The sequence below is a fragment of the Mycolicibacterium psychrotolerans genome (assembly GCF_010729305.1).
Lineage (GTDB): Bacteria > Actinomycetota > Actinomycetes > Mycobacteriales > Mycobacteriaceae > Mycobacterium > Mycobacterium psychrotolerans.
The window spans coordinates 1411795-1437774 of record NZ_AP022574.1 but is presented as its reverse complement, the minus strand read 5'-3'; the positions used below and the strand labels follow the sequence as shown (position 1 = coordinate 1437774).

At 69.7% G+C, this 25980-nt stretch carries 25 protein-coding genes; 13 read left to right on the top strand and 12 right to left on the bottom strand.

Annotated elements, in window-relative coordinates; genetic code table 11:
• Positions 1–37 precede the first annotated feature (37 nt).
• The 9 genes from egtE to G6N45_RS07095 form a co-directional block, all read right to left on the bottom strand.
• The gene (egtE, locus tag G6N45_RS07135; RefSeq protein WP_163721164.1) at positions 38–1120 is read right to left on the bottom strand and encodes an ergothioneine biosynthesis PLP-dependent enzyme EgtE; all 1083 of its coding nucleotides are present in this window, start codon (positions 1118–1120) and stop codon (positions 38–40) included.
• Complete coding sequence (gene egtD / locus G6N45_RS07130) at positions 1117–2082, bottom strand: L-histidine N(alpha)-methyltransferase (protein ID WP_163721163.1); 966 nt, start codon at positions 2080–2082, stop codon at positions 1117–1119. The genes egtE and egtD overlap by 4 nt, the downstream gene beginning before the upstream one ends.
• A complete protein-coding gene (gene egtC, locus G6N45_RS07125; protein ID WP_163721161.1) occupies positions 2082–2777 on the bottom strand; it encodes an ergothioneine biosynthesis protein EgtC in 696 nt (231 codons plus the stop codon). The genes egtD and egtC overlap by 1 nt, the downstream gene beginning before the upstream one ends.
• Positions 2770–4068 carry an ergothioneine biosynthesis protein EgtB gene (gene egtB, locus G6N45_RS07120; protein ID WP_163721159.1) on the bottom strand — a complete coding sequence of 433 codons (1299 nt, stop codon included), beginning with the start codon at positions 4066–4068 and terminating at the stop codon, positions 2770–2772. Before egtB ends, egtC begins: the two co-directional genes overlap by 8 nt.
• Positions 4065–5339, bottom strand: coding sequence for an ergothioneine biosynthesis glutamate--cysteine ligase EgtA (gene egtA, locus G6N45_RS07115; protein ID WP_179965284.1), 1275 nt, complete (start codon positions 5337–5339; stop codon positions 4065–4067). Before egtA ends, egtB begins: the two co-directional genes overlap by 4 nt.
• A gap of 132 nt (positions 5340–5471) precedes the next feature.
• Complete coding sequence (locus G6N45_RS07110; protein ID WP_163721157.1) at positions 5472–6122, bottom strand: sensor domain-containing protein; 651 nt, start codon at positions 6120–6122, stop codon at positions 5472–5474.
• A gap of 80 nt (positions 6123–6202) precedes the next feature.
• Positions 6203–7651, bottom strand: a complete 1449-nt coding sequence (locus tag G6N45_RS07105; protein WP_163721156.1) for a catalase — start codon at positions 7649–7651, stop codon at positions 6203–6205.
• Positions 7652–7745: 94 nt separating this feature from the next.
• Positions 7746–8180: a hypothetical protein gene (locus G6N45_RS07100; RefSeq protein WP_163721154.1), complete on the bottom strand. Its 435-nt coding sequence runs from the start codon at positions 8178–8180 to the stop codon at positions 7746–7748.
• A 57-nt stretch (positions 8181–8237) separates the two neighbouring features.
• A complete protein-coding gene (locus G6N45_RS07095; protein WP_163721152.1) occupies positions 8238–9941 on the bottom strand; it encodes a dihydroxyacetone kinase subunit DhaK in 1704 nt (567 codons plus the stop codon).
• 256 nt (positions 9942–10197) lie between these two features.
• On the opposite strand from G6N45_RS07095, the gene G6N45_RS07090 reads away from it, so the two are divergent.
• Positions 10198–10746 carry a hypothetical protein gene (locus G6N45_RS07090; protein ID WP_163721150.1) on the top strand — a complete coding sequence of 183 codons (549 nt, stop codon included), beginning with the start codon at positions 10198–10200 and terminating at the stop codon, positions 10744–10746.
• A gap of 5 nt (positions 10747–10751) precedes the next feature.
• Here G6N45_RS07090 and G6N45_RS07085 read toward each other — a convergent pair whose 3' ends face one another.
• From G6N45_RS07085 to G6N45_RS07075, 3 genes are read right to left on the bottom strand one after another with little or no spacing between them, the layout of a single operon-like run.
• Positions 10752–11843, bottom strand: coding sequence for a DUF4185 domain-containing protein (locus G6N45_RS07085; RefSeq protein ID WP_163727971.1), 1092 nt, complete (start codon positions 11841–11843; stop codon positions 10752–10754).
• Between the two features lie 38 nt (positions 11844–11881).
• The gene (locus G6N45_RS07080) at positions 11882–12916 is read right to left on the bottom strand and encodes an aspartate-semialdehyde dehydrogenase (RefSeq protein ID WP_163721148.1); all 1035 of its coding nucleotides are present in this window, start codon (positions 12914–12916) and stop codon (positions 11882–11884) included.
• A 34-nt stretch (positions 12917–12950) separates the two neighbouring features.
• Positions 12951–14216 (bottom strand): aspartate kinase, encoded by a 1266-nt coding sequence (locus tag G6N45_RS07075; RefSeq protein ID WP_048421060.1) that lies wholly within the window; start codon positions 14214–14216, stop codon positions 12951–12953.
• Positions 14217–14298: 82 nt separating this feature from the next.
• On the opposite strand from G6N45_RS07075, the gene G6N45_RS07070 reads away from it, so the two are divergent.
• The 12 genes from G6N45_RS07070 (at position 14299) to leuA (ending at position 25932) form a co-directional block, all read left to right on the top strand.
• Entirely contained in the window at positions 14299–14892 is a 594-nt protein-coding gene (locus G6N45_RS07070) for a nitroreductase family protein (protein WP_163721139.1), read from the top strand.
• A gap of 23 nt (positions 14893–14915) precedes the next feature.
• Complete coding sequence (locus G6N45_RS07065) at positions 14916–15239, top strand: ArsR/SmtB family transcription factor (protein ID WP_163721137.1); 324 nt, start codon at positions 14916–14918, stop codon at positions 15237–15239.
• A complete protein-coding gene (locus G6N45_RS07060) occupies positions 15236–15700 on the top strand; it encodes an SRPBCC family protein (RefSeq protein ID WP_163721135.1) in 465 nt (154 codons plus the stop codon). The genes G6N45_RS07065 and G6N45_RS07060 overlap by 4 nt, the downstream gene beginning before the upstream one ends.
• Complete coding sequence (locus G6N45_RS07055) at positions 15697–16317, top strand: maleylpyruvate isomerase family mycothiol-dependent enzyme (protein WP_163721133.1); 621 nt, start codon at positions 15697–15699, stop codon at positions 16315–16317. The genes G6N45_RS07060 and G6N45_RS07055 overlap by 4 nt, the downstream gene beginning before the upstream one ends.
• A 104-nt stretch (positions 16318–16421) precedes the next feature.
• Entirely contained in the window at positions 16422–17675 is a 1254-nt protein-coding gene (locus G6N45_RS07050; protein ID WP_057149458.1) for an ammonium transporter, read from the top strand.
• Between the two features lie 114 nt (positions 17676–17789).
• Positions 17790–19100 (top strand): type III glutamate--ammonia ligase, encoded by a 1311-nt coding sequence (gene glnT, locus G6N45_RS07045; RefSeq protein WP_163721131.1) that lies wholly within the window; start codon positions 17790–17792, stop codon positions 19098–19100.
• A gap of 20 nt (positions 19101–19120) precedes the next feature.
• Positions 19121–20029, top strand: coding sequence for a class II glutamine amidotransferase domain-containing protein (locus tag G6N45_RS07040; protein ID WP_163721129.1), 909 nt, complete (start codon positions 19121–19123; stop codon positions 20027–20029).
• Complete coding sequence (locus G6N45_RS07035; RefSeq protein ID WP_163721127.1) at positions 20017–20706, top strand: GltB/FmdC/FwdC-like GXGXG domain-containing protein; 690 nt, start codon at positions 20017–20019, stop codon at positions 20704–20706. The genes G6N45_RS07040 and G6N45_RS07035 overlap by 13 nt, the downstream gene beginning before the upstream one ends.
• Complete coding sequence (locus tag G6N45_RS07030; RefSeq protein WP_163721124.1) at positions 20706–22064, top strand: FMN-binding glutamate synthase family protein; 1359 nt, start codon at positions 20706–20708, stop codon at positions 22062–22064. Before G6N45_RS07035 ends, G6N45_RS07030 begins: the two co-directional genes overlap by 1 nt.
• On the top strand, positions 22061–23245 hold the full coding sequence (locus G6N45_RS07025; protein WP_163721123.1) for an NAD(P)/FAD-dependent oxidoreductase: 1185 nt from the start codon (positions 22061–22063) through the stop codon (positions 23243–23245). The genes G6N45_RS07030 and G6N45_RS07025 overlap by 4 nt, the downstream gene beginning before the upstream one ends.
• A gap of 11 nt (positions 23246–23256) precedes the next feature.
• The gene (locus G6N45_RS07020) at positions 23257–23916 is read left to right on the top strand and encodes a helix-turn-helix domain-containing protein (protein ID WP_163721121.1); all 660 of its coding nucleotides are present in this window, start codon (positions 23257–23259) and stop codon (positions 23914–23916) included.
• A 168-nt stretch (positions 23917–24084) separates the two neighbouring features.
• Positions 24085–25932 carry a 2-isopropylmalate synthase gene (gene leuA, locus G6N45_RS07015; RefSeq protein ID WP_163721119.1) on the top strand — a complete coding sequence of 616 codons (1848 nt, stop codon included), beginning with the start codon at positions 24085–24087 and terminating at the stop codon, positions 25930–25932.
• Positions 25933–25980 lie beyond the last annotated feature (48 nt).

Here is a 25980-nt window from a genome sequence, read left to right as displayed (position 1 = left end):
CTGGTGGTGGGGCAGGGATAACCAGAAGTGCGCCCGGTCACACCCCCGACACGGCCGCCAGCGCGGCGGTGAGTGCTTCGAGGTCGTCATCGGCCACGTCGACGTGCGGGGAGATCCGCAGGGCCGGGCGGGTCAGCACGTTCGGCGCCCGCCACAGATCGACGAACGTGGTGACGATGGCGTGCTCGTCGATCAACGCGGACCGCACCCGCAGCGGGTCGACGCCGTCGGGGGGCAACACCGTGGTGATCGCGCTGGGTTCATCGACGTCCTCGAGCACCTGCCAGCCCGGGACCTGGGCCAGCGCCTGCCGGGTCGCGGCGCCGACATCGCGCAGCCGTGCCTGGACCGCCTCGGGGCCGGCCGCGACGTGCTCGCCGAGGGCCACCGAGAGACTCACGTGCAGGCCGACATTCGACTCGGCGTGGTCCAGCCGCAGCCGGGTGTCCTCGGAGAGGAATCCCGGCCGGGTGGCCAGCACCCCGACTCCGCGGGGACCGGCCGCCCATTTGCGCGACGACGAGTAGAGCGCGTCTGCGCCGATGCCGGCGCAGTCCAGGTGCGCGAAGCCCTGCGCGGCGTCGACGATCAACGGCAGACCCTGCGCGTGGCACGCTCCGGCGATGTCGCGGACCGGCTGCACCACCCCGCTGTGACTGCCCAGCATGGTGAAGTGCACCAGCGCGGGCGGATCGTTGGTCAGCGCCGCCCCGACGGCGTCGAGGTCCAACCGGCCGAATCCGTCGACCGGCAGCTCCCGGATCTCGAACCCGCGGCGCGCCATGATCGCCAGATTCGGTCCGTATTCACTTGCCAGACAGGCGATCACACGCGGACCCTGCCAATCGGCCAGCAGTACGTCGAGCGCGTGGTTGGAGCCGGTGGTGAACACCACCTCGGCGTCGGCCATCCCGGTGAGCGCCCGCACCGCCGCACGGCCGGCGTCGAGCGCGGGCACCGCCGCCTCCGCGGCCACGTAGCCGCCGACCTCCGCTTCGTGGCGGGCGTGCTGGGCCGCGGCCTCGATCGCCGCGAAACTCTGCCGCGAGCACGCGGCGCTGTCGAGGTGCACGCACGCCGTCGGCGGCCGCGCGGCGCGCCATGTGTCAGCGAGGGTCATCGCACCGCCAACGACAGCCCGAAGTCGCCCGCCTCGTCGGTCCACCAGTGGGTGCGCCGCAGGCCGGCCGCCTCGAGTTCACCGTCCACCCGGGACCGGCGGAACTTGCACGACACCTCGGTCAGCATCTCCTCCCCCTCGGCGAAGTCGACATCCAGCTCCAGCGCCGCGATGTGTACCGTCTGCGCGCGGGTGGAGCGCAGCCACATCTCGATGCGCTCCTCGTCGGGATTCCAGCGGGCGACATGGGCGAACGCGTCGAGGTCGAAGTCCGCGCCCAGTTCGCGATTCACCACCGCCAACACGTTGAGGTTGAAGCGCGCCGTGACCCCGGCGCTGTCGTCGTACGCGCGGATCAGCCGTCCGGTGTCCTTGACCAGGTCGGTGCCCAGCAGCAGCGTGTCACCGGGCTGCATCATCGCCGCCACCGAGGACAGGAACTCCGCCCGCGGGCCGGGCGTCAGGTTGCCGATGGTGGAGCCCAGGAAAGCGACCAAGCGCCGCCCGGTCGCCGGAATCTTGCCCAGATGCTCCTCGAAATCCCCACAGACCGCCGCGACGTCGGTGCCGGGATATTCGGTCTCGATCGCCGCGCCCGCCGCCTCGAGCACCGAGGCGTCGACGTCGAACGGGATGAAGCGGCGCAACGCGCCGCGCCCGGCCATCGCGTCGAGCAGCCTGCGGGTCTTCTCCGACGTGCCGCTGCCCAACTCGACCAGCGTGTCGGCGCCGGAGGCCTCCGCGATCTCCGCGGCGTGCGCCGCGAGGATCTGCGCCTCGGCCCGCGTGGGGTAGTACTCCGGCAGCCGGGTGATCTGGTCGAACAGATCGCTGCCGACGGCATCGTAGAACCACTTGGGGGGCAACGACTTCGGCGTGCCACCCAGCCCGTCCCGGACGTCGCGGCGCAGCGCGGCCTCGGCGGCGTCGGCGGCCAGGTAGTTCTCCAACGAGAACGTCATCACGGTCCTTTCAACGGTGTCAGCTCGACCTGCGTGCCGACGGCGTCGACAGTGACGAGGTGGCGATCGGGGATCTCCTGCCAGGACGGGTCGTCGTCGTAGGGTTCGCTGGCCAGCACGACGCCGTCGGCACGGCGCAGAACAGACAGCGTGTCCCCGCAGGTGGTGGCGACCAGCCGGGATCCGTTGGCGGCCAAGATGTTCAGCCGGGCGTTCGGATCGGCCGCGGAGACGCTTGCGATCGTGTCGCCCAGCGCGTCCAGACCGCGCTCGAAGATCAGCGCCGCCAGCAGCGCGCTGTCGTTGGTCGACTCCGCATGCGCCGACATTGGCAGCACCGCACGGTCGACGAGCCCGTTGTGCGACAGCAGCCACGTCCCGTCGGTGAACGGCGCCGACGCCGACGCCTCGATCGGCATGCCGACGCTGGCCGAGCGCACCGCCGCGACCACGCACCCGCTCACCAGAGCCGGCGCAACCGACGCGAACGACGCGTCGCCCCACAGCGGTGCCGCGCTCCGCCAGCGGCGCGGCTGGGGTCCGTCGAAAAACCCTGCGCCCCAACCGTCGGCGTTCATCAGGCCGTGCTTCTGCCTGCGCGGGGCATAGGACTGCACCAGCAGACCCGACGGCGGCTCGAGCATCAGCGACGCCAGCGAGACCGGCGCGCCCAGCCAGGCCAGATGCCTACACATCCCAGGCCAGCCGCACGCCCGAGAAGATCTGCCTGCGGATGGGGTGGTCCCAGTTGCGGAAACTCGGCCGCAGGATGCCGGCCGCCACCGCCCACGACCCACCGCGCAGCACCCGGTAGTCGCCAGAGGCCACCCCGTCGAAGAACGGCGCGGAGTACTGCTCGTAGACCATCGGGGTGAAGCCCGGCCAGGGCCGCAGCGTCGAGGTGGTCCACTCCCACACATCGCCGAGCATCTGTTCGGCGCCGTACGCCGATGCCCCACCCGGATAGGCGCCGACCGGGGCCGGGCGCAGTGCGCCGCCGCCGAGGTTCGCCCGGTCGGATGTCGGGTCGGCCCCACCCCACGGGTAGCGGCGGCGGGCCCCGGCGGCCGGGTCCCACGCGCACGCCTTCTCCCACTCGATCTCGGTGGGCAGCCGCGCACCGGCCCACGCCGCGTACGCCTCGGCTTCGAAGAAACCGACGTGCTGAACGGGTTCGTCGGCCGGGATGTCCTCGACGTGCCCGAATCGGGTGCGGGTGCCCGCCGGCGCGCCGGAGTTCCAGAACAGCGGCGCGGTCAGGCCGGCCTGCTGCCGGTGCGCCCAGCCGGCCTCGGACCACCATCGCGGCTGGTCGTAGCCGTCGTCATCGATGAATTGACGCCATTCGCCGTTGGTTACCGGCACCTTGCCGATGCGGAAGGCGGGCACGTCGACGACATGGGCGGGACGTTCGTTGTCGAGGGAGAAGGGCTCGGTGACGGCGTCGACGCCGAGCACGAACGTGCCCGCAGGCACCTCGACCGATGTGCCGGCCAGTCCCGTCCGACCCGCAGGAAGCGCCGCGCCCCGGTCGAGCAACGGTGCGCCCGAGCGCAGGTTCAGCGCCTGCAGCATCGTCTCGTCGTGCTGGTTCTCGTGGCTGACGACCATGCCGAACGTGAACGCGTCGGGGTGTCCTTCGGGCAGCGCGTCGAGCGCGTCGAGCACCTTGCCGCGCACCGTCGCACAGTAGGCGCGGGCGTCGGCGGGCGGCAGCAGCGGCAGGTCGACCCTGCTGGCCCGGGAGTGGACGAACGCGTCGTAGAGCTGATCGACCTGCCGGGAGAGCAGGCCGGGACGGTCCGGATTGCCGCCCCGCAGCAGCCACAGCTCCTCCTGCTGACCGATGTGGGCGAGGTCCCAGACCAGTGGGCTCATCAGCGGGTCGTACTGCCGACGCACCTCGGCGTCATCGAAATCGACCAGGCGCAGAGTGCGGTACCTGGCCTTGGTCAGTTCCTCGGCCAGCACCTCGCGCGACGTCACAGTTCCCCTTCTGCCAGTTGCGTGACCGCGTCCGCGATCCCGTAGGACACCACGCGATCGGCGAAGTCGTCGGCCGGGCAGCGTCCTCGTTCGACCGAACGCGCCAGTAGTTCGATCGATTCCGTCAATGCCGCGGGGGCGCGCTCGGCCGCGGCGGTCACACACGTCACCGCGGCGGTGTGCAGATGCCGGTCGGCCAGCCCCTCGCGCGCCGCCCGGTCCCAGGCCGTGGCGACCTGCTCGGTGGCCTCCGCGGCGATGTCCGCCGCGGCGGGATCGTCGAGCAGCGTGGTGAGCGTCCACGCCACGGCGGGCCACAGCGCGTCCGAGACACTGTCCAGGTAGCGGATCTCGAGGAACCCCCGCGGCCGCACAGGGGGGAACAGCGTGGTCAGGTGATAGTCCAGATCCGCGGTGGTGGGCCGGCGGCCGCCGAGCAGCACGCGTCCGTCGGCCCAGTCCGCGAACGGCACCCACTCGGTGACCGGCTCCGGGTCGGGGTTGTGGACGAGCATGACGGGCGCCCGCAGCGCATAACGCGCCCAGTCGCTGGCCGGATCGTCGCCGCTGGCGCCCAGGACGGGTCCGCACCGCGCCGAGTCGAGCTGGCCCCAGACGCGCTGGCGGGTGGACTGCCAGCCCGTGAAGCCGCCGCCGAGCATCGGTGAGTTCGCGGCGACGGCGATCATCGTGGGCCCCAGCGCGTGGGTCAGCCGCACCCGGTCGGCCCACTGCGTGCGCGGCCCGGCCTCGACGTTGACCTGGATCGAGGCCGTGGACGTCATCATCGCCGCACCGGCGTCGCCGGTGCCGTCGGCCTGGAAGAACCGCTCCATCGCGAGATAGCGGCCGCCGGGGTTCACCCGTCGGGCCGGACGCAACGGGTCGGCGCCGAGCAGGACCAGGCCGTAACCGGCCTGACGGAAGGCCGTGCGCAGCGCCACCCGATCGGAGGCCATCGCCGCGATCGCGGCGGCCGGGCCGGCCGCCGGAGGGCCCGAGAGTTCCACCGCGCCGCCCGGTTCGACCGTGACCATGCTTCCGCCCGGCAGAGGCGGCAGCGCGGCGATCACCGAGGTCAGCTCGTCCCATCCGGGCCGGCGGCCCGGGTCGGCCAGTGCGAAGCAGTGCGCCTCGATCTCCAGCCCCAGCCCGCCGACCGGTCCGTCGGTGAGACATCGGTCGACAAGGTGTTCGCCGGCGGCTTCGGCACTGGTCAGCGCGTTCTCGGCGCAGCCGGTGACCCCGTCACACGGCATCGTGCGGCCCATATCAGCCGTCCTCTTTCGATCGTTGACGCTCGCTGCCTGACGAGTCTTCCCCTTTATCTTCCAGAGCGCACCGACAATTTCCGGCCGTCGGCGGGTGACACATGGGTGACGTGTCCGCCAATACCCGCCGCGTTACTGGCCGAGGGTGTTCTGCATCGCTCCGGCCAGCACATTGACTGCGGGACCGCCGTTGCCGGACTGACACACCTTGGCCTGAAGGAGCACGTTCTCGCGCAGCCGGGTGGTGACGAAGCAGCGCCGGTCGGTGCCTGCCTCCTGCTTGACCCAGTCCGCGTCCGCGGCACCGGCGGGGCCGCCGGTGAACGTCCACACCTGTGTGGTGAAGTCGTCCAGGTGCATCGCGGTCGTCTGGCCGCTGCAGCCGACGGTCCGGTCGACCACGCGGCGGTAGGCGCGGCCGGCCGCCTCCGGCGTCGCGAACACCCCGACGGCCTGCTTGACCAGATGCGTCACGTCGGTCGGCGACTCCTGGGCGGTGGCGCCGTTGAACGCGGCGAGGTCGGGGTCGAGGTAGACCTCCGGAAGCCCGATGTCGGCCCAGTTGTTGCAGGCCGGGTTGTCCACGTAATAGGCCTGAAACGGGTCGCTGAACGTCGACTCGAACCCAAGGCGCGTCCCGACGATGTTGCCGACGGAGCCCTTGTTCAGTACGGCGTAGTTCACCACGCCGGGATCCGAGGGCCGGGCGGCCGCGGGCGCGGCGAGAGCCAGACCTGCGGCGGCCACACAAACCAGGGCGACGACTTTCACCTGACCGATCATGCCAGCCGTCGGCCGCGCGCCGATTGCACGCGTTCTGACGGGTCATCCCACGGGTTCCGTCAGAAACCGTGCATTCGCGGCTAGGCGCCTGCTCCCCGCACGCCCTCCTCGATGTTCTTGCCGAGGTCGGGATCGACGTTGCGCCAGTACTCGAACACCCGCGACAGCACCGGCTCGCGCACACCGTCGGAGACGTGGCCGACGATGTTGCTGACCAGTCGTTCGCGCGCTTGGTCGTCGAGCACCTCGCGCACCAGCGTGCCGGCCTGGCTCCAGTCGTCGTCCTCGGCGCGCAGCGCGTACGCCGAGCGCACCATGTCACCGTCGGACGCCCAGTGCACCTCCGACGCGCGACGCGGGTCGGCCTCCGGGCCGCCCATCGAGTTGGGCGCGTAGACCGGGTCGGTGACGTTGTGGATCCGCATCGGCCCGTCCTTGGAGTAGGCCCGCACCTCCACCTTCGGCTCGTTGACCGGGATCTGCTTGTAGTTCACGCCGAGCCGGTGCCGATGTGCGTCGGCGTAGGAGAAGCCGCGGGCGAGCAGCATCTTGTCCGGCGACAGACCGGTACCGGGCACGATGTTGTTCGGTTCGAACGCGGCCTGCTCGATCTGTGCGTGATAGTCGACGACGTTGCGGTTCAGCGTCATCGTGCCCACCTGCTGCAGCGGGTAGTCGCTGTGCGGCCACACCTTGGTCAGGTCGAACGGATTGATGCGGTAGGTCTTGGCGTCCTCGAACGGCATGATCTGCACGTGCAGCGTCCAGGACGGGAAGTTGCCGTCCTCGATCGCGGTGAACAGGTCGCGCTGGTGGTAGTCGCCGTCTTCGCCGGCGAGCCGGTCGCCGTCCTCCTGAGTCAGGAACTCGATGCCCTGATCGGTCTTGAAGTGGTACTTCACCCAGAACATCTCGTCGTCGGCGTTGAGCCAGCTGTAGGTGTGGCTGGAGTAGCCGTTCATGTGCCGCCACGTCTTCGGGATGCCGCGGTCTCCCATCAGCCAGGTGACCTGGTGCGCCGACTCCGGCGACAGCGTCCAGAAGTCCCACTGCATGTGGTGGTCGCGAAGATTGTTGGCCTGCATGCGTTTCTGGCTGCGGATGAAGTTCTGGAACTTCATGGGGTCGCGGATGAAGAACACGGGCGTGTTGTTTCCGACCATGTCGAAGTTGCCCTCCGACGTGTAGAACTTCAGCGCGAACCCGCGCGGATCCCGCCACGTGTCCGGGCTGCCCCGCTCGCCGGCCACCGTCGAGAACCGGGCGACCATCTCGGTTTTCACGCCGGGCTGCAGGAACGCCGCCTTGGTGAATGCGCTCACGTCGTGGGTGACCTCGAACTGACCGAAGGCGCCGCCGCCCTTGGCGTGGGGCTGTCGCTCGGGAATCCGTTCCCGGTTGAAGTTGGCCATCTGCTCGAGCAGGTAATGGTCCTGCAGCAGGATCGGGCCGTCGGGGCCGACGGTCAGCGAATGCTCGACGCTGGGGATCGGCGCCCCCGCATCGGTCGTCGCGTACTTGTCAGACATCTACTCTCCTCGGGGGCCGGGCGGCTGCCGGGCTGCGCCGCCGTCCGAGGCAGCGGGTACCCGGAAGCCGCCGAAACCATCCATGCGCCGGGCTCTACGGACGCGACGGCGCAGGCGTGTCGGGAGCGGTCGGCGCACCGCCGGGCGGGCGCGGGATCTCGATGATCTGCCCGCCGGGGCCGAACGGCCCGGGGAAGGCCGGGCCGCGTTGCATGCCTCCGGGGGGACCCATCGGGAACATGGCCGGTCCGGGGCGCATCATCATCTCGTGGCCGCGGTCGTAGTCCCCGCGGTGGCCGTTGCTGACCGCCTTGCCGGTGAGGAATCCGGCGCCGAAGATGACGACGACGACGAACAGCGAGCCGGCGACGATGCCGACCCATGCGGCCGCCTTGTTGAGTCTGCTGGACTGCTCGACGTAGACGGGCTGCGGCGGGACCGGTGGCGGTTCCTGATAGGTGGGAGGTGGCGTCAGTACGGGGCCGGTCGCGGGCTCGTGCTGATCCTGCGGCGGTGTTGTCTCGCTCATGGAGTCGATCCTCCTCCGGTAATTCACTGAGCCGGTTAGGTGCCGGCTGTGAATTGGCTATGAGCTCGACTCGGCGGGCAGGAGGTCGCCCAGCGCCGTGTCCACCGATGCGGATCCGCCGCCGACGGCCTGCCAGAGGGTCGCGCACAGCCATGCCATCGCGACGGCACCCGCGTCGGGGTGACCGATCGCACGTTCGCCGACATATGCGGCCCGGCCCCGGCCTGCGACCATGTCCGCGGTCGACGCGGCCGCGCCGATCCCCGCCAGCACCGACGCCTCGTCGAGCACGTCGACCCCGCGCCCGCCGGCGTCGTCGACGACGGCGGCCAAGGCGTCGACCAGGGTCCGGTCGCCGGGTTGCGCGCCGCCGGCCCGCTGCACCGCCGTCAGCGCTTCACCCAGGCCGGCGAGCACGACGTCGCCCAGGGCGTCACCAGTGGCGTCGTCGGCGCGGGAGGCGATCGCCCCGAACACGAGGCCGAAGAGCGGGCCGCTGGACCCGCCGACGTCGTCGAGAAACGCCGACGCCAGATGTCCGAGGTCGGCCACGAGATCGTCGTCGACGTTCCCGCGCCGCACGGCGTGCGACACCCCGAGTGCGAGGTTGTCACCGAAATCCCCGTCGCCTGCCGCCTGGTCGAGCGCGTTGAAGCGGTCGCGTAAGCCCTCTGTCCGTTCGGCGAAGTCCTGCAGCCACCGTGACGCGCCTGCCGCAGCGTCACGGTCGGGGCGGACGTCGCGGATGGCCTTGATTCCCGGGAACGCCTTGGGGCTCGGCAGGGCCGGGGTGCCGTGCTCGGCGAACCAGTGCGGCAACCACTGGGGGTCTGCCTCGACCACCGTCAGGCTCACGCCGCGCATGTCCAACGCGGTGCAGTAGGCGCCGGCGACGAGGCTGCGCACCTGGAGGTTCCGGTCCGCGAGCGCCCGCGCAGTGGCGTCGCCGAAATGCAGGAGCTCGAGCTGGCCGGTTCCGCCGAGACCGTTGACCAGCACGACGACCCCGTCGGGGGCGGACAGGTCGACCGTCAGGGCGTCGACCATCCGGCCGACGAGCCCGTGCAGATCCGAGATCTCGATGCTCTCGCGCGCCGGCTCGCCGTGGATGCCGACCCCGAACTCGAGCGAGCCCGGCGACACTTCGAAGGCGCGGTCCCCGTCGGCAGGGCTGCGATGCGCTTCTGAGGCGATCGCGACGGTCCGCGACCTGGCGACGATGTCGCGGCCCAGCGCTGCGAGTTCGGCCAACGACGATCCGTCGTCGGCGGCAGCGCCGAGGATCTTCTCGACGATCACCGTCGCCGCGGTGCCGCGGCGGCCGACCTTCCCCGCGTCGCGCGAGCCCCAGTCGTCGTCGACGAGCACCTGCTCCACCGGGACGCCGTCGGCCCGCAACCTCTCGGCGGCGATCGAGAAGTTCAGCACGTCGCCGGTGTAGTTCTTGACGATCTGCAGCACGCCGTCGGCAAGCGCAACCTTGCGGCACGCCTCGTAGATCTGACGGTTGTGCGGCGAGGTGAAGATCTCGCCCGGGCACGCCGCATCGAGTCCGCCGCGGCCGACGAATCCGCCGTGCATGGGTTCGTGGCCGGCGCCGCCACCGCTGACCAGCGCCACCCGCCGGCGCTGCGCCGGTCTGGTGTTGAAGAGGAAGGGCGGATCGTCGGAGTACTCGACGCCTTCGCCGGCGACCATCGACAGACCGGACAGTCCCGCACTCGCCCTCGTGGACCTGTCCGCGATGAACAGCACGGTCATCGGTCGCTCCCTTCGCTTGCTGTGGTGCTCACGACTCGATTGTCATCATGTCCGGCCTGTCGTTTCCGCAAACCCGGCCGCCAGCCGACACCGAGTTTCTTTGTGTGTTTGATCATGCGCGCCGGGCTCAAGCAGCTGCGGGTCGACACACCTCCCGCCGACGGCAACGGCGGTGACGACGGCGGCGACGACTAGGAGGTCGTGAGGGGAACTCTGCCCGCACCTTTTGGTGCGGGCAGAGCCCTGCCCTCACGGCTTGAACGGGTTCACCGCGAACGGCCGCTGTGCTGCACTGTCTTCAGACAACACGCGGGGGGCTGGTTCAGCGGTGGTGGACGGCAGTGAGGCGCCGGTTCGACATCGCCGGTGCATGCTCTGGACGGCGGTGCTGATCGCCGGCGCCCTCAGCGGCTGTGAACGCGGACCCGAAGTGAAGACGTCGATCGAGTTCGATGGCGAAAGCCGCACCATCACCACCAGCGATGTCTCCTGTACGCGGCAACCCGACGAGAGCGTGGTCATCCTGGTCTCCGACGGACCACGACGGATGGTCCGCCTGCACGTCGGCCAGCACCGCCGCATCTCGGTGCTGAAAGTCGGCCTGCGCCATGACGATCTCAGAGGTTTCGTCGCCGATCCCCGGCAGGTCGTCGGCACGAAGGTGGACGACACGTTCTCCGTGAGCGGCTGGATGCCGCCGAACGAGGGCGAAGTGGACGGGCACACCTTCAGCATCGAGACCAGCTGCCCTCGTTACCGCGACGCGACACCGAACGACACAGTGCCCGCGCTCGGGGTGCCGTGACAACCTCACGGCTTGAACGGGTTCACCGCGAACTGGATCACCCGGTACGGGCTGCCGCCGCGCGGGGTGGTGTTCCACTGGCTGACGAAGACACGCACCGCGTCCGGCGTGGAGCCCGGCGAGAGGTAGCCGCCGTAGGGCTGCGCGAGCCGGTTGTCCTGGGGCGGCGGGAGATCCTCGGCGCGGTCCGGCCATGGCGCCGCGACGACGACCGTCGTGACCGGTGCGGCGCCGAGCCCGGTCGGGTCGTCGGCGACCCGGATCTCCATGTTTCCGGTGCTGGCGTTGAAGTAGGACAGCACGGTGCGGCCGTCGATCTGGCGCACGCTCATCTCACCCACCCGGTCGTTCCACAGCGGTGCGGGCTCGCCACCCCACCCCGCGGGCGCCCAGCCCTGCCAGGTCGACCGGTCGGTGAAGCTCTGCGGTGTCGCGCGGTAGAGGTGCACCGGCCCGGTGCGGTCGAAGTTGTTGGCGACGATGTAGACCCAGCCTCTCGGCGACTCGGGCGTCGGGATCGGATCGTAGTAGCCGCTGATCTGGGATTGACCGCCGCCGGCGTAGGCGGCGTCCCGCCGTGACCCGGGCACCGTCGACCAATTCCCTTTGCCCGCTTCGGCTTTCACCAGCCGAGAGGATTGCGGACGCAGATCCTTGGTGGTGGTGACCAGCAGATAGTTCTGCCGGTTGATCTCGACGATGCCCGCCGGCAGCTGCGAGGTTCCCTGCGGCGTCGGGTCGGCGAGCAGCGGGGTGTCGACCCCGTACACACCGTCGTAGCGCACCCCGGCCGGGTCGTCGAGCGAACCGTCGACCACGTGCAGTGCGATCGGTGAGTACCACCCGCCGAACCCCACGCCCTGGCCCGCGAAGCTGTCACCGCAGACCTGCAGGATGCCGCTGGGGAACTCCATGAACTCGCAGAGGTCCGTCGCCCCGATGCCGTAATCCACTGTCGGCGTTCCGGTTCCGGCGACCGGCCCGACCCGGATCACCTGCCCGGGCTGCAGCGGTGGCAGCTCGATCGGCGTCGCTTGCGCTGTAGGAGCGACCAGAAGCGAGACCAACGCCGCCGAGATCGACGAAATGGCGCCGATCTTTCGCACTTCCGCGCCCAAACGTCGGTTTCGGCGGATCAGAGCCGGGCGGCCAGCAGCTCGGCGATCTGAATGGTATTGAGCGCAGCACCTTTTCGGAGGTTGTCCCCGGAGACGAACAGCGCGAGTCCGCGACCGTCCTGCACACCGGGATCCTGCCGGATACGGCCCACCAGCGACTCGTCGACACCCGCGGCAGCCAGCGGCGTGGGCACGTCGACCAGCGTCACGCCGGGCGCCCCGGACAGCAGCTCGGTGGCACGCTCGACCGACAACGGCTGCGCGAACTCGACATTCAGCGACAGCGAGTGCCCGGTGTACACCGGCACGCGCACGCAGGTGCCGGACACCGCGAGGTCGGGGATGCCCAGGATCTTGCGGCTCTCGTTGCGCAGCTTCTGGTCCTCGTCGGTCTCCCCCGAACCGTCGTCGACCAGCGCGCCGGCCAGCGGAACGACGTTGAACGCAATAGGCGCGACGTACTTCTCGGGCGCCGGGAAGTCCAGCGCGCCACCGTTGTGCACCAGTTCGCGACTCCCGGCGACCACGGCGCTGGCCTGGCCGAACAGCTCCTCGACCCCGGCCAGCCCGCTGCCCGACACCGCCTGGTAGGTCGACGCGATCATCCGCACCAGCCCGGCCTCGTCGTGCAGCGGCTTCAGCACCGGCATCGCGGCCATGGTGGTGCAGTTCGGGTTGGCGATGATGCCTTTCGGCCGATTGCCTGCGTCACGCTCGAAGTTGACCTCGGACACCACCAGCGGCACGTCGGGGTCCTTGCGCCAGGCCGAGGAGTTGTCGATCACCACCGCGCCGGCGGCGGCGAACCGCGGCGCCTGCACCCGCGACATCGTCGCCCCGGCGGAGAACAGCGCGATGTCCAGCCCGGACGGGTCGGCGGTCTCCGAGTCCTCGACCTCGATCTCCTGCCCGCGGAACTCGAGCTTCTTGCCCGCGGAGCGGGCCGACGCGAAGAACCGCACCTCGGTGGCGGGAAAGTCCCTCTCCGCCAACAGGGTCCGCATCACCTGACCGACCTGGCCGGTCGCCCCGACCACTCCGATGCTCACCATTTCAGATCCCGTCGCGTCGCTCGCCCGGCCATCGCTATCTCCCCGTCCCCGCGTAGACCACGGCTTCCTCGTCGCCGCCGAGCCCGAAGGCCTCGTGCAGCGCCTCGACGGCACGGTCGAGCTCGGTGTCCTTGATGAGCACCGAGATCCGGATCTCGGAGGTGGAGATCAGGTCGATGTTGATGCCCGCGTTGGCCAGTGCCTCGCAGAACGTCGCCGTCACGCCGGGATGCGACCGCATCCCGGCGCCGATCAGCGACACCTTGCCGATGTGGTCGTCGTAGAGCACCCGGGTGAAACCGATCTCGTCCTGCAGCGACGTCAGCTTCTCGACGGCGCCCGGGCCGCTGTCGCGCGAGCAGGTGAACGTGATGTCGGTCTTGCCGTCCTCGACCTTGGAGATGTTCTGCAGCACCATGTCGATGTTGACGTCGGCGTCGGCGACCGCGCGGAACACCTGGGCGGCGTAGCCGGGGACGTCGGGCACCCCGACGACGGTGACCTTCGCCTCGCCGCGGTCGTGGGCTACTCCGGTCAGGATGGCGTCTTCCATGGGGATGTCCTCGATCGATCCTTTGACGATGGTGCCCGGCCTGTCGGAGTACGACGAGCGGACGTGGATGGGCAGGTCGAAGCGGCGTGCGTACTCGACGCAGCGCAGCATCAGCACCTTGGCTCCCGCGGCGGCCATCTCCAGCATCTCCTCGAAGGAGACGGCGTCGAGGCGTCGCGCGTTGGGCACGATGCGCGGATCGGCGGTGAAGATGCCGTCGACGTCGGTGTAGATCTCGCACACGTCGGCCTTCAGCGCGGCGGCGACGGCCACGGCGGTGGTGTCCGACCCGCCGCGGCCCAGCGTGGTGACGTCCTTGGTGTCCTGGCTGACGCCCTGGAACCCCGCGACGAGCACGATCTGGCCGTCGTCGAGAGCCGAGCGCAGCCGGGTCGGGGTGACGTCGATGATCTTGGCGTTGCCGTGTGTGCCGGTGGTGACGACGCCGGCCTGTGAACCGGTGAACGAGCGTGCCTGCGCGCCGAGCGACTCGATCGCCATCGCGACCAGCGCGTTGGAGATCCGCTCGCCCGCGGTCAGCAGCATGTCCAGCTCGCGCGGCGGCGGGGCCGGGGACACCTGTTTGGCCAGGTCGAGCAGTTCGTCGGTGGTGTCGCCCATCGCCGAGACGACGACGACGACGTCGTTGCCCGCCTTTTTGGTCTCGACGATGCGCTCGGCCACACGGCGGATCCGCTCGGCGTCGGACACCGAGGATCCGCCGTACTTCTGTACGACGAGCGCCACTGCAGGAACCTTTCGAACGGGGGATCCCGATAAGGATAATGGCTGTGCGCACCTGTTTTTTCCCGCCGGTAGCGTCGGCGGGGTGGCCCCGTCCCTCGATCCCGGCCCGACCGATCGGTTGGCCGAGACCTCCGTACCGCTGCATCCGCCCATCGCGGCGCGCTGGAGTCCGCGCGCGTTCGACCCCGCGGCCGAACTGGCCGACGACGACCTGGTCGCGTTGATCGAGGCCGCCCGCTGGGCGCCGACGTGGGGACGACGACAGCCGGTCCGGTTCGTGGTGGCCCGCCGGGGCGAAGACACCTTCGCCAGGCTCGCGGATCTGCTCCGGCGCGGGAACAGCTACGCCCGCGCCGCCAGCGCGCTGATCCTGCTCTGCGCCGACGAGGGCGACGACGAGAAGACCGCGCTGTACTCCGGCGTCGACGCCGGTGCAGCGATGGCCCTGATCGGTATCGAGGCGGTGTCACGGGGTCTGATCAGCCATCCGATGGCCGGCTTCTCCCCCGACGGAGCCGTCGAGGCGTTCGGACTGCCCGCCACGCTGCGCCCGCTGGTGATGATCGCGGTCGGCCGGCTCGGCGACTACGCCGACGTCGATCCGGCGATCGCCGAGCGTGACCGGCTGCCGCGCGAACGGCTCCCGCTGAACGAGATCGTCTTGAACTGGAGCTGAGCGTAAGTCTAGACTTACGGTTAGTGAGCACTTACGTAGAAGCGGACCCCTGGCACGCCATCGCCGACGGAACCCGGCGGGCGATCGTCGAACGCCTTGCCGTCGCACCGTGTGCGGTGGGCGAGCTGGCGCGTGAGCTGCCGGTCAGCCGGCCCGCGGTGTCGCAGCACCTCAAGGTGCTCAAATCGGCGGGCCTCGTCACCGACCGCCCTGACGGGACCCGGAGGGTCTATCAGTTGGAACCTGCCGGTATCCAGGCGCTGCGCGACGATCTCGACCGGTTCTGGACCGGGGCGCTGGCCGGCTTCAAGCGCGTCGTCGAGCACTCCACCGGGGAGGACACATGACCGAGGCCATTCGTCGTGCAATCGTGGTGAACGCCCCCGTCGAACGGGCCTTCAGGGTGTTCACCGCACAGTTCGGAGATTTCAAACCCCGCGACCACAATCTGCTGCCCGTCCCGATCACCGACACGGTGTTCGAGCCGCGGGTCGGTGGCCGCATCTACGATGTCGGCTCCGATGGGAGCCGCTGCGAGTGGGCGCGGGTGCTGGCCTACGAGCCGCCGAACCGGGTCGTGTTCAGCTGGGACATCGGGCCCACCTGGCAGGTCGAGACCGACCTGTCGAAGACCAGCGAGGTGGAGGTGCGCTTCCTCGCCGAGGCGCCGGACCGGACCCGGGTCGAACTCGAACACCGGCACCTGAACCGGCACGGCGACGGGTGGCAGTCGGTGGCCGACGGGGTCGGTGGCGACGCCGGATGGCCCCTGTACCTGGCGCGCTATCAGGGGCTGATGGACCGATGAGCACCGTGATGGAGCTTGCCCGCGCCGAGCGCGCCGACCTCGCCGACTTCCTCGACACGCTGAGCCCGCAGCAGTGGGGGGCTGCCAGCCTGTGTGCCGGCTGGACGGTCAAAGACGTTGTCGCCCATGTCATCAGTTATGAGGAGTTGGGAGTGGGTGCCCTTCTCGGACGATTCGCGAAAGGGCGCGTGATCCACGCGAATCAGGTCGGCGTCGATGAATACGCGGAGCTGAGCCCCGATCAGCTCGTGACCTTCCTGCGCGACCACCTCCAGCCGCGCGGGCTGACCGCCGCATTCGGCGGGATGATCGCCCTGGTCGACGGCACCGTTCATCATCAGGACGTCCGGCGTGCGCTCGGGCGGCCGCGCCGAATCCCCGCCGAGCGGCTGCGCCGGGTGCTACAGCTGCTGCGCGGGAACCCGCGGCTCGGTGTGCCGCAACGAATCAGGGGGCTTCGGCTGCGCGCCGTCGACATCGACTGGACGACCGGGCGCGGCGCCGAGATCACCGGACCCGGCGAGGCTCTGATGATGGCGATGGCCGGACGCCCCGCCGCGCTCGGCGAGCTCATCGGACCGGGGCGGCCGATTCTCGCGGCGCGGTTGGGCGACTGATCTCGTTACACACACGAAACCTCCCGAAACCGTCTTCGTAACAGGGACGTCGGTAACTGTCGGTGAACGGCTCCGCAGCGGAGCCGCCCATCGCAGGAGATTCTATGGATACAGGGACGACCGCGTTCATGCTGTGTTGCATCATCGGCCTCACGCTGATGATCCCCGGCCTCGCGTTGTTCTACGGCGGCATGGTGTCCGTCAAGAGCTCGACCAACATGATGATGATGACGTTCGGCGCCGTGGCGATCGTCGGCGTGCTGTGGGTTTTGTTCGGCTTCTCGATGACGTTCGGCACCTCCTACGGCGGGTTCGTCGGCAGCTTCACCGAGTTCGCCGGCATGAAGAACCTGACGGAGCCGATGACGACCATCGACGGGCTGCCGATCAGTCTGTTCTCGTTGTTCCAGGCACTCTTCGCGGCCATCACGGTGGCGCTGATCTCGGGCGCGGTCGCCGACCGGATGAAGTTCGGTGCGTGGATGGGTTTCGCGACGCTGTGGGCGGTGCTGGTGTACTTCCCGGTCGCGCACTGGGTGTTCGCCTTCGACGGCGTGGTCACCGAGGATTCGACCGGCGGCTGGATCGCGAACAAGCTCAAGGCCATCGACTTCGCCGGTGGCACCGCGGTGCACATCAACGCCGGCGCGGCTGCGCTCGCCGTGGCGATCGTGCTCGGCAAGTCGGCGAGCTGGGGCACGCTGCGCAAGCCGCACAACGTGCCGCTGACGTTGCTCGGCGCCGGGCTGCTGTGGGCCGGCTGGTATGCGTTCAACGGCGGTTCGGCTCTGGCAGCCGGCAATTCGGCCGCGATCGTCATGGTCACCACGTTCGTCGCCACCTGCGCGGCGACGCTGGCCTGGATCGCCGTGGAGAAGATCAAGGACGGTCACGTGACGGGCGTCGGCGCGGCGTCGGGTGCCATCACCGGCCTGGTGGCGATCACCCCGGCCTGTGGTGCGGTGACGCCGGTGGGCGCGATCATCCTCGGCGCGATCGCCGGTGCGGTGTGCGTGTACGCGGTGGGCCTCAAGGCACGCTTCGGCTATGACGACTCGCTCGACGTGGTGGGCGTGCACCTCGTCGGTGGCGTCATCGGCACCCTGCTGATCGGCTTCCTGGCCAGCGACACGATGCCCAACGCCACCAACGGCCTGTTCTACGGCGGCGGGTTCGACCAGCTGTGGCGTCAGGCTGTCGCCGCGGGCGCGGTGATGGCGTTCTCCTTCACGGTCGCGTTCATCATCGCGTTCGCGCTGAAGAAGACTGTGGGCATTCGCATTTCGCCCGACGACGAGGAGAAGGGCATCGACGCGGCGTTCCACCGCGAGGCGTCCTACGAACTCGCCTCCGCCTAGCGCACTACTCGACCGGCCGGTGCGGACTCCCACGTTTCCGCACTGGCCGTTCGCCGTGCGGGGTGTTTCACCCACTGATACGGTGATTCCCAACAAGAGACTCAAGGTGGCGATATGACACAGGACCTCGCGGTCGCGGCGGAGCGTTCCGGCACGAAGTTCATCCTCGCGCTGTTCGTCGATCTGCGCGGAAAGCCCTGCGCCAAACTGGTTCCCGTCGAGGCGGTGGACATGCTGGCCACCGAGGGCGTCGGCTTCGCGGGCTACGCCGTGGGCGCCATGGGTCAGGAGCCCAAGGACCCGGACCTGATGGCGATGCCGGACCCGGAGTCATTCACCCCGGTCCCGTTCCTCAAAGAGGGTCTCGCGATCGTGCACTGCGACCCCCACGTCGAGGGGAAGCCGTGGCCGTACGCGCCACGGGTGATCCTCAAGAACCTCGTCCAGCGGTGCGGTGACGCAGGATTCGAGCCGTGGGTGGGCGCGGAGGTCGAGTACTTCCTGCTGCGGCGCACCGATGACGGTGCCGTCGTGGTGGCCGACGCCGCGGACACCGCCGCCCAGCCCTGCTACGACGCGCGCGGCGTCACCCGGATGTATGACCACCTCACCGCCGTGTCGGCCGCGATGAACGGGCTCGGCTGGTCCAACTACGCCAACGACCACGAGGACGGCAACGGTCAGTTCGAGCAGAACTTCACCTTCGCCGACGCGCTGACCACCGCCGACCGGGTGGTCACGCTGCGCTATCTGCTGTCGATGATCGCCGCCGAACGCGGCATGATCGCGACCTTCATGCCCAAGCCGTTCGCCGACAAGACGGGCAGCGGACTGCACCTGCACCTGTCGCTGACCAGCGCCGGCAACGCGGTGTTCCCGGCCCAGACCGACGACGTCCGCGGACTCGGCCTGTCCGACACGGCCTACGGGTTCATCGGGGGACTCCTCGAGCACGCCTGCGCGCTGCAGGCCGTCATCGCCCCGACGGTCAACTCCTACAAGCGAACCGGCGCGGTCGCGACGGCCTCGGGCGCCTCCTGGGCGCCGCGGCTGCCCACCTACGGCGGCAACGACCGCACCCACTACATCCGGGTGCCCGATGCCGACCGCATCGAGCTGCGCGGCGGCGACGGTTCGGCCAACCCGTATCTCGCGATCGCGGCCGCGCTGGGCGCGGGGATCGACGGCATCAAACGCAGCACCGACCCGGGCGCCGTCGGCGCGGGGGTCAGCACGCGGCCGCTCCCCCCGACGCTGCTGCACGCCGTCGAGGAGTTCGAGGGCGACCCCGTCATCACCGGCGTGCTCGACGTGGCCGGCGAAGGCGTCGCCGCCTACTTCGCCGGCGTCAAACGCGAGGAGTTCTTCGACTACCACAGCGCTGTCAGCCCGTGGGAGATCGAGCAGTACCTCACCGCCTTCTGACACCGACAACGGAGGAATCCATGTGTGGCATCGTCGGGTTGCACCTGCGCACCCCCGAACTCTACCCGCGGCTGGGCACCCTCCTGGCCGGCATGCTCTGCGAAATGGGCGACAGGGGAAGCGATTCGGCCGGCGTCGCGGTCTACGGTGACGCGGCGTGGTCGCCGCCCGGGCAGGGCTGCGTGTCGGTGGCCGACCTGGGCACGGGCCGGCGCGAGGACATCGATCTGGTGACGCGGACGGTCGCCACCGCACTCGACGACGACGTCGACGGCGTCGCGGTCGCCGACAGCCACCTGTTGTCGTCCGACGCGTCCTCGGAGGCGCTGCTCGCCGCGGTCCGAGCGTCCTACCCCGAGGCGATCATCGCCGGATTCGGTTCCGACATCGCGGTTCTCAAGGGTGTCGGCCATCCGCGCGTGCTCACCGAGAGCTGGGGGCTGGCCGGGGCGCAGGGCTGGCAGGGCGTCGGCCACACCCGGATGGCGACCGAGTCCGCGGTGACACCGTCGGGGTGCCATCCCTACGCGGTCGGTCCGGGACAGTGCATGGTGCACAACGGATCGTTCGCCAACCACGCCACGATCCGCCGCGAGTTGCTCGCCGGCGGTGTGGAGTTCGACAGCGAGAACGACACCGAGGTCGGCGCCCGCTTCATCGCCGCGCTGCTGGCCGAGGGCCGCGACGTCGAGAGCTCCCTCAAGGAGCTCTGCCGCACGTTCGACGGTTTCTACACGCTGCTGGTCTCCGACCGCGACTCGTTCGCCGTCGTGCGCGACGCGGTCGCGTGCAAACCGGCCGTCATCGCCGAGACCGACGACTGGGTGGCGATGGGCAGCGAGTATCGCGCACTGGCCGGCCTGCCCGGCGTCGACAACGCGCGCATCTGGGAACCCGAACCGGAGGTCGTCTACGCATGGAGCAGGTAGCCACGCGCTACGACCTGGGCACCACGGCGCTGCGCGAGGTCAACGCGGCACTGCACGCACCGGATGTGCACGGCGAGTTCGTCATCGAGCATCCCGCCGGCGCGCACAACGTCGCCGTCGGTCTCGACGCCCCGCTCACCGTCACGATCGACGGCCATGTCGGCTACTACGCCGCGGGCATGAACCAGCACGCCGACGTCGTGATCAACGGCAACGCCGGCACCGGGGTGGCCGAGAACATGATGAGCGGCTCGGTGTGGGTGAAGGGCAACGCGTCGCAGTCCGCGGGAGCGACGGCACACGGCGGTCTGCTGGTGATCGAGGGCAACGCCGCTGCCCGGTGCGGCATCTCGATGAAGGGAGTGGACATCGTCGTGGGCGGCGACGTCGGCCACATGAGCGCGTTCATGGCGCAGGCGGGCCGACTCGTCGTGCGCGGTGACGCAGGTGAGGCGCTCGGCGACTCCCTCTACGAGGCCCGCATCTACGTGCGTGGTGACGTCGCCTCGCTGGGGGCGGACTGTGTCGCCAAACCGATGCGCCCCGAACACCTACGCGAACTCGTGGAACTCCTCAAGGCGGCGGGATTCGAAGGTGACGACCCCGGCGCTTACACCCGCTACGGGTCGGCCCGTTCGCTCTACCACTTCCACGTCGACAACGCTGCGAGCTACTGATGGGCCATTCCACCGACGACCGCGCCCGCCTCGGCCTGCGCGAGTCCGCCACCTTCGACCGCGCCACCATCGCCGCGATCCAGCGCGCCGCCGACACCGGCGTCTACGACATCCGCGGCTGGGGCGCCAAGCGCCGGCTCCCCCACTTCGACGATCTGTTGTTCCTCGGAACCTCGATGTCGCGGTATCCGCTGGAGGGGTACCGCGAGCGGTGCGCCACCGACGTGGTGCTCGGTGACCGGAACGCCAAGCACCCTCTGCACCTGGCCATTCCGGTCACCATCGCCGGCATGAGCTTCGGCGCGCTGTCCGGTCCGGCCAAGGAGGCGCTGGGCCGCGGCGCCAGCGAGGTCGGCACGTCGACGACCACCGGTGACGGGGGCATGACGCCCGAGGAGCGGGGCCAGAGCAAGCACCTGGTGTATCAGTACCTGCCGTCGCGCTACGGGATGAACCCCGACGACCTGCGCAAGGCCGACGCGATCGAGGTGGTGCTCGGCCAGGGCGCCAAACCCGGCGGCGGTGGAATGCTGTTGGGGCAGAAGATCTCCGAACGCGTCGCCGCGATGCGCACACTGCCCCAGGGCATCGACCAGCGTTCGGCCTGTCGCCATCCCGACTGGACCGGACCCGACGATCTGACCATCAAGATCAATGAGCTCAGGGAGATCACCGACTGGGAGAAGCCGATCTACGTCAAGGTCGGCGCCACCCGCACCTACTACGACGTGAAGCTCGCCGTGCACGCCGGCGCGGACGTCGTCGTGGTCGACGGCATGCAGGGCGGCACCGCCGCCACGCAGGAGGTCTTCATCGAACACGTCGGCATCCCGACGCTCGCCGCGATTCCCGAGGCGGTGCGGGCGCTGCAGGAGTTGGGGGTTCACAGGGCCGGGGCGAGCGGGACGCCAGGAAAGACCGGAGTCCAGTTGATCGTGTCGGGCGGCATCCGCAACGGCGCCGATGTCGCCAAGGCGCTGGCGCTCGGCGCCGACGCGGTCGCGATCGGCACGGCCGCGCTGATCGCGCTGGGCGACAACCATCCCCGGTATGCCGCCGACTACGAGAAGCTCGGCAGCGCCGCGGGTTTCTACGACGACTACCAGGACGGCAACGACCCGGCCGGAATCAGCACGCAGGACCCCGAGCTCGCCGCCCGGCTCGACCCGGTCGCCGCCGGCCGGCGACTGGCCAACTACCTGCGGGTGCTCACGATGGAGGCGCAGACCATCGCCCGCGCATGCGGCAAATCCCACGTGTGCCACCTCGAACCCGACGATCTCGTCGCGGTCAGCATCGAGGCCGCCGCGATGGCGCGGGTGCCGCTGGCCGGTACCCGCTGGATTCCGGGACTATGAGCACCGCCGACGTCGTCATCGTCGGCGGCGGCATCGAGGGATGCGCCGCCGCCTGGGCGCTGGCCGAGCGCGGGGTGACCGACGTCGTCGTGGTGGAACGCCACACGGTCGGCTCCGGCATGACCGGCAAGAGCAGCGGCATCGTGCGCTGCCATTACGGGGTCACCTCGCTGGCCGCGATGGCCACCGTCGGGCTGGAGGTCTTCGAGCACGCCGCCGACCTCTTCGGCACCGACATCGGGTTCCGGCAGACCGGCTACGTCGTCGGTGTCGGCGAACCGAACGTGTACGCGCTGCGCAAGAGCCTCGCCGCCCAGCGCGCCGTCGGGGTGGACACCGAGGAGATCGACCACACCGAGGTCGCGAAGATGTGGCCGTTCGCCGACCTGACCCCGTTCGCGGCGTTCGGGTGGGAGGCCCGCGGCGGGTACGGGGACGCCTACCAGACCGCGCAGGCGTTGGCGATCTCCGCGCGCGGTGCCGGTGTCTCGATCCGACAAGGTTGCGCGGCAACGGGATTCACGGTTCGCGGCGACCGGGTGACCGGCGTGGCGCTGGCCGACGGCACCGAGATCTCGGCGGGCACCGTCGTCGCCGCGACGGGGGTGTGGACGCCCGCATTGCTCGCGCCGCACGGCGTCGACGTGCCGATCAGGGTGGTGCGCGAGCAGATCGTGATGATCGACCCCGGCGTTCCCACCGGCCCGGTGCCCGTGTTCTCCGATCTGGTGTCGCTGCAGTACGTCCGGCCCGAGGTGGGCGGTGACATCCTGTTCGGCAACAGCGATCTCGCCGATGCGCGCACCGCCGACCCGGACGACTACCTCAACCGGGCCACCGAGGAGTTCGTCGACATCACCGTCGACAAGGTCGGGACCCGGTTCCCCGGCTTCCCCGACGCGGCCATCACCGGCAGCTACGCGGGGTGCTACGACGTGACGCCGGACTGGAACCCGGTGATCTCGCGGACACCGCTCGACGGGCTGGTGGTCGCGGCCGGCTTCAGCGGTCACGGTTTCAAGATCGCACCGGCGGTCGGCAGGCTGGTCGCCGACATCGTCGTCGACGGTCACAGCCGCGACCCGCGCATCCCCGCGTCGGACTTCCGGCTCTCGCGCTTCGCCGAGGGCGATCCGCTGACCACGCCCCACCCGTACGTCGGCGCGGGCGAGATGCGCTAGACAGGTGAACTGTGGCCTCCGCTGACGATCACGTGCCGCTGCTGCGCAACAAGTCGGGCACGGCCCGGGAACGCGACCCCGCGGAGCCCGTCGACGAACTGGAGATCGAGTCCGCCATCGGGCGCAACGTGCGGTTGCTGCGACTGCAGCAGGGCCTCACGGTCGCCGAGACGGCGGCCCGCGTCGGCATCTCCAAAGCGATGATGAGCAAGATCGAGAACGCCCAGACCTCGTGCAGCCTGTCCACGCTGGCGCTGCTGGCCAAGGGCTTCGACGTGCCGGTGACCAGCCTGTTCCGCGGCGCGGACGTGGAGCGGCCTGCAGCGTTCGTGAGGTCGGGCACCGGGGCGCGGATCGTGCGGGAGGGCACCCGCGAGGGCCACGAGTACGAACTGCTCGGCTCGCTGCGCGGCGAGCACAAGCGGCTGGAATGCCTGCAGGTCACGCTGTCGGAGAAGAGCCAGACCTATCCGCTGTTCCAGCATCCGGGCACCGAGTTCATCTACATGCTCGAAGGCGTCATGGACTACAGCCACAGCCGCTCGGTGTACCGGCTGCACCCCGGCGACTCGCTGCAGTTCGACGGCGAGGGCGCCCACGGGCCGGTCGATCTGGTGGAGGTGCCCATCCGGTTCCTGTCGGTGATCGCGTTCCCCGACTCCCAGGTCTGAGGCCGCCGCGGGGTTTTGCTCCCTGGGGGCCCAGGAGTAGGGTGTCACCCGTGCAGCGTGTGCTCCTTCTCGGACGCCGCGACGGGGTCTGATCCAGACCGGCCTCCCGTCGCGGGTGTTCGCGATGCGCCGGTCTGAATTCCCCCTAGACCTATCCGGAGCACCGAGATGACCGATTCTTTTCCCACGAACTACACCCCTGGCGCCGACGCCTTCAGCTCGGTACGCACCATCACCACGCCCGCCGGCGCACCTCATCCCGGCCAGCCCGCATGGAACACCCAGCGCGGCTCGTCGATGCCGGTGAATCGGTATCGCAGTTTCGCGGACGAGGTACCGGGCGGGAGCCCGGCGTCGGGCTCAGTGCCGATTCCTTTCGACCGCACGTGGCCGGACAAAGCCATCACCACCGCACCGATGTGGTGCGCGGTGGACCTGCGCGACGGCAACCAGGCGCTGATCGACCCGATGAGCCCGGCCCGCAAGCGCCGCATGTTCGATCTGCTGGTGCGGATGGGCTACAAGGAGATCGAGGTCGGTTTCCCGTCGGCCAGCCAGACCGACTTCGACTTCGTCCGGGAGATCATCGAACAGGGCGCCATCCCCGACGACGTCACCATCCAGGTGCTGACGCAGTGCCGCCCCGAGCTGATCGAGCGCACGTTCCTGGCCTGCCAGGGTGCGCCCCGGGCGATCGTGCACTTCTACAACTCGACGTCGATCCTGCAGCGCCGCGTGGTGTTCCGCGCCGACCGCGATGCCGTCAAGAAGATCGCCACCGACGGTGCGCGGATGTGCGTCGACGAGGCCCGCAAGTATCCCGGCACACAGTGGCGGTTCGAGTACTCGCCGGAGTCCTACACCGGCACCGAACTGGAGTACGCCGTCGAGGTCTGCAATGCCGTCGCTGACATCGTCGAGCCCACGCCGGACGTCCCGCTGATCGTCAATCTGCCTGCCACCGTCGAGATGGCCACCCCCAACGTCTACGCCGACTCCATCGAGTGGATGAGCCGCAACCTGGCCCGCCGCGAGTCGATCATCCTGAGCCTGCATCCGCACAACGACCGCGGAACCGCCGTCGCCGCAGCCGAATTGGGCTACGCCGCCGGTGCGGACCGCATCGAGGGCTGCCTGTTCGGCAACGGCGAGCGCACCGGCAACGTGTGCCTGGTGACGCTGGGGCTGAACCTGTTCAGCCGCGGCGTGGACCCGCAGATCGACTTCTCCAACATCGACGAGATCCGCCGCACCGTCGAGTACTGCAACCAGCTGCCGGTGCACGAACGTCACCCCTACGGTGGCGATCTGGTCTACACGGCGTTCTCCGGCAGCCACCAGGACGCCATCAACAAGGGCCTGGACGCCATGAAATTCGACGCTGATGCTGCCGACAAGGATGTCGACGACATCCTGTGGCAGGTCCCCTACCTGCCGATCGACCCGAAGGACGTCGGACGCACGTACGAGGCCGTGATCCGGGTCAATTCACAGTCGGGCAAGGGCGGCGTCGCCTACATCATGAAGGCCGACCACGGGCTGGCCCTGCCGCGGCGGCTGCAGATCGAGTTCTCCCAGGCCATTCAGGCCATCACCGACGGTGAGGGCGGCGAGGTGTCGCCCAAGGAGATGTGGGACGCGTTCTACGAGGAGTACCTGGCGCCGGTCAGCCCGCTGGAGCGGATGCGGCAACGGGTCGACGCCGCGGAGGTCGACGGGGGCACCGACACCATCACCGCGGTGGTCAAGGTCGACGGTGAGGAACGCGAGATCGTCGGCGCCGGAAACGGACCGCTGGCCGCGTTCTGCGATGCGCTGGGTGCGATCGGTTACGACGTCAACGTGCTGGACTACTCCGAGCACGCGATGTCCTCGGGCGAGGAGGCCCAGGCCGCCGCCTACGTGGAAGCGTCGATCGGCGGCAAAACCGTGTGGGGCGTCGGGATCGCGACGTCGATCACCACGGCGTCGCTGCGCGCCGTGGTCTCCGCGGTGAACCGCGCCGCCCGGAACTGACACCAGGCCTGCCCCATGAGGTCTTTCGGCCCTCAACGCGCGACCGCG

Coding starts and splice junctions, on each gene's coding strand:
- egtE (WP_163721164.1), bottom strand. CDS start 1,120: ATGACCCTCGCTGACACATGGCGCGCCGCGCGGCCGCCGACGGCGTGC.
- egtD (WP_163721163.1), bottom strand. CDS start 2,082: ATGACGTTCTCGTTGGAGAACTACCTGGCCGCCGACGCCGCCGAGGCC.
- egtC (WP_163721161.1), bottom strand. CDS start 2,777: ATGTGTAGGCATCTGGCCTGGCTGGGCGCGCCGGTCTCGCTGGCGTCG.
- egtA (WP_179965284.1), bottom strand. CDS start 5,339: ATGGGCCGCACGATGCCGTGTGACGGGGTCACCGGCTGCGCCGAGAAC.
- G6N45_RS07110 (WP_163721157.1), bottom strand. CDS start 6,122: ATGATCGGTCAGGTGAAAGTCGTCGCCCTGGTTTGTGTGGCCGCCGCA.
- G6N45_RS07105 (WP_163721156.1), bottom strand. CDS start 7,651: ATGTCTGACAAGTACGCGACGACCGATGCGGGGGCGCCGATCCCCAGC.
- G6N45_RS07100 (WP_163721154.1), bottom strand. CDS start 8,180: ATGAGCGAGACAACACCGCCGCAGGATCAGCACGAGCCCGCGACCGGC.
- G6N45_RS07095 (WP_163721152.1), bottom strand. CDS start 9,941: ATGACCGTGCTGTTCATCGCGGACAGGTCCACGAGGGCGAGTGCGGGA.
- G6N45_RS07080 (WP_163721148.1), bottom strand. CDS start 12,916: ATGGTGAGCATCGGAGTGGTCGGGGCGACCGGCCAGGTCGGTCAGGTG.
- G6N45_RS07060 (WP_163721135.1), top strand. CDS start 15,236: ATGACCGAGGCCATTCGTCGTGCAATCGTGGTGAACGCCCCCGTCGAA.
- G6N45_RS07055 (WP_163721133.1), top strand. CDS start 15,697: ATGAGCACCGTGATGGAGCTTGCCCGCGCCGAGCGCGCCGACCTCGCC.
- G6N45_RS07050 (WP_057149458.1), top strand. CDS start 16,422: ATGGATACAGGGACGACCGCGTTCATGCTGTGTTGCATCATCGGCCTC.
- glnT (WP_163721131.1), top strand. CDS start 17,790: ATGACACAGGACCTCGCGGTCGCGGCGGAGCGTTCCGGCACGAAGTTC.
- G6N45_RS07040 (WP_163721129.1), top strand. CDS start 19,121: ATGTGTGGCATCGTCGGGTTGCACCTGCGCACCCCCGAACTCTACCCG.
- G6N45_RS07035 (WP_163721127.1), top strand. CDS start 20,017: ATGGAGCAGGTAGCCACGCGCTACGACCTGGGCACCACGGCGCTGCGC.
- G6N45_RS07030 (WP_163721124.1), top strand. CDS start 20,706: ATGGGCCATTCCACCGACGACCGCGCCCGCCTCGGCCTGCGCGAGTCC.
- G6N45_RS07025 (WP_163721123.1), top strand. CDS start 22,061: ATGAGCACCGCCGACGTCGTCATCGTCGGCGGCGGCATCGAGGGATGC.
- leuA (WP_163721119.1), top strand. CDS start 24,085: ATGACCGATTCTTTTCCCACGAACTACACCCCTGGCGCCGACGCCTTC.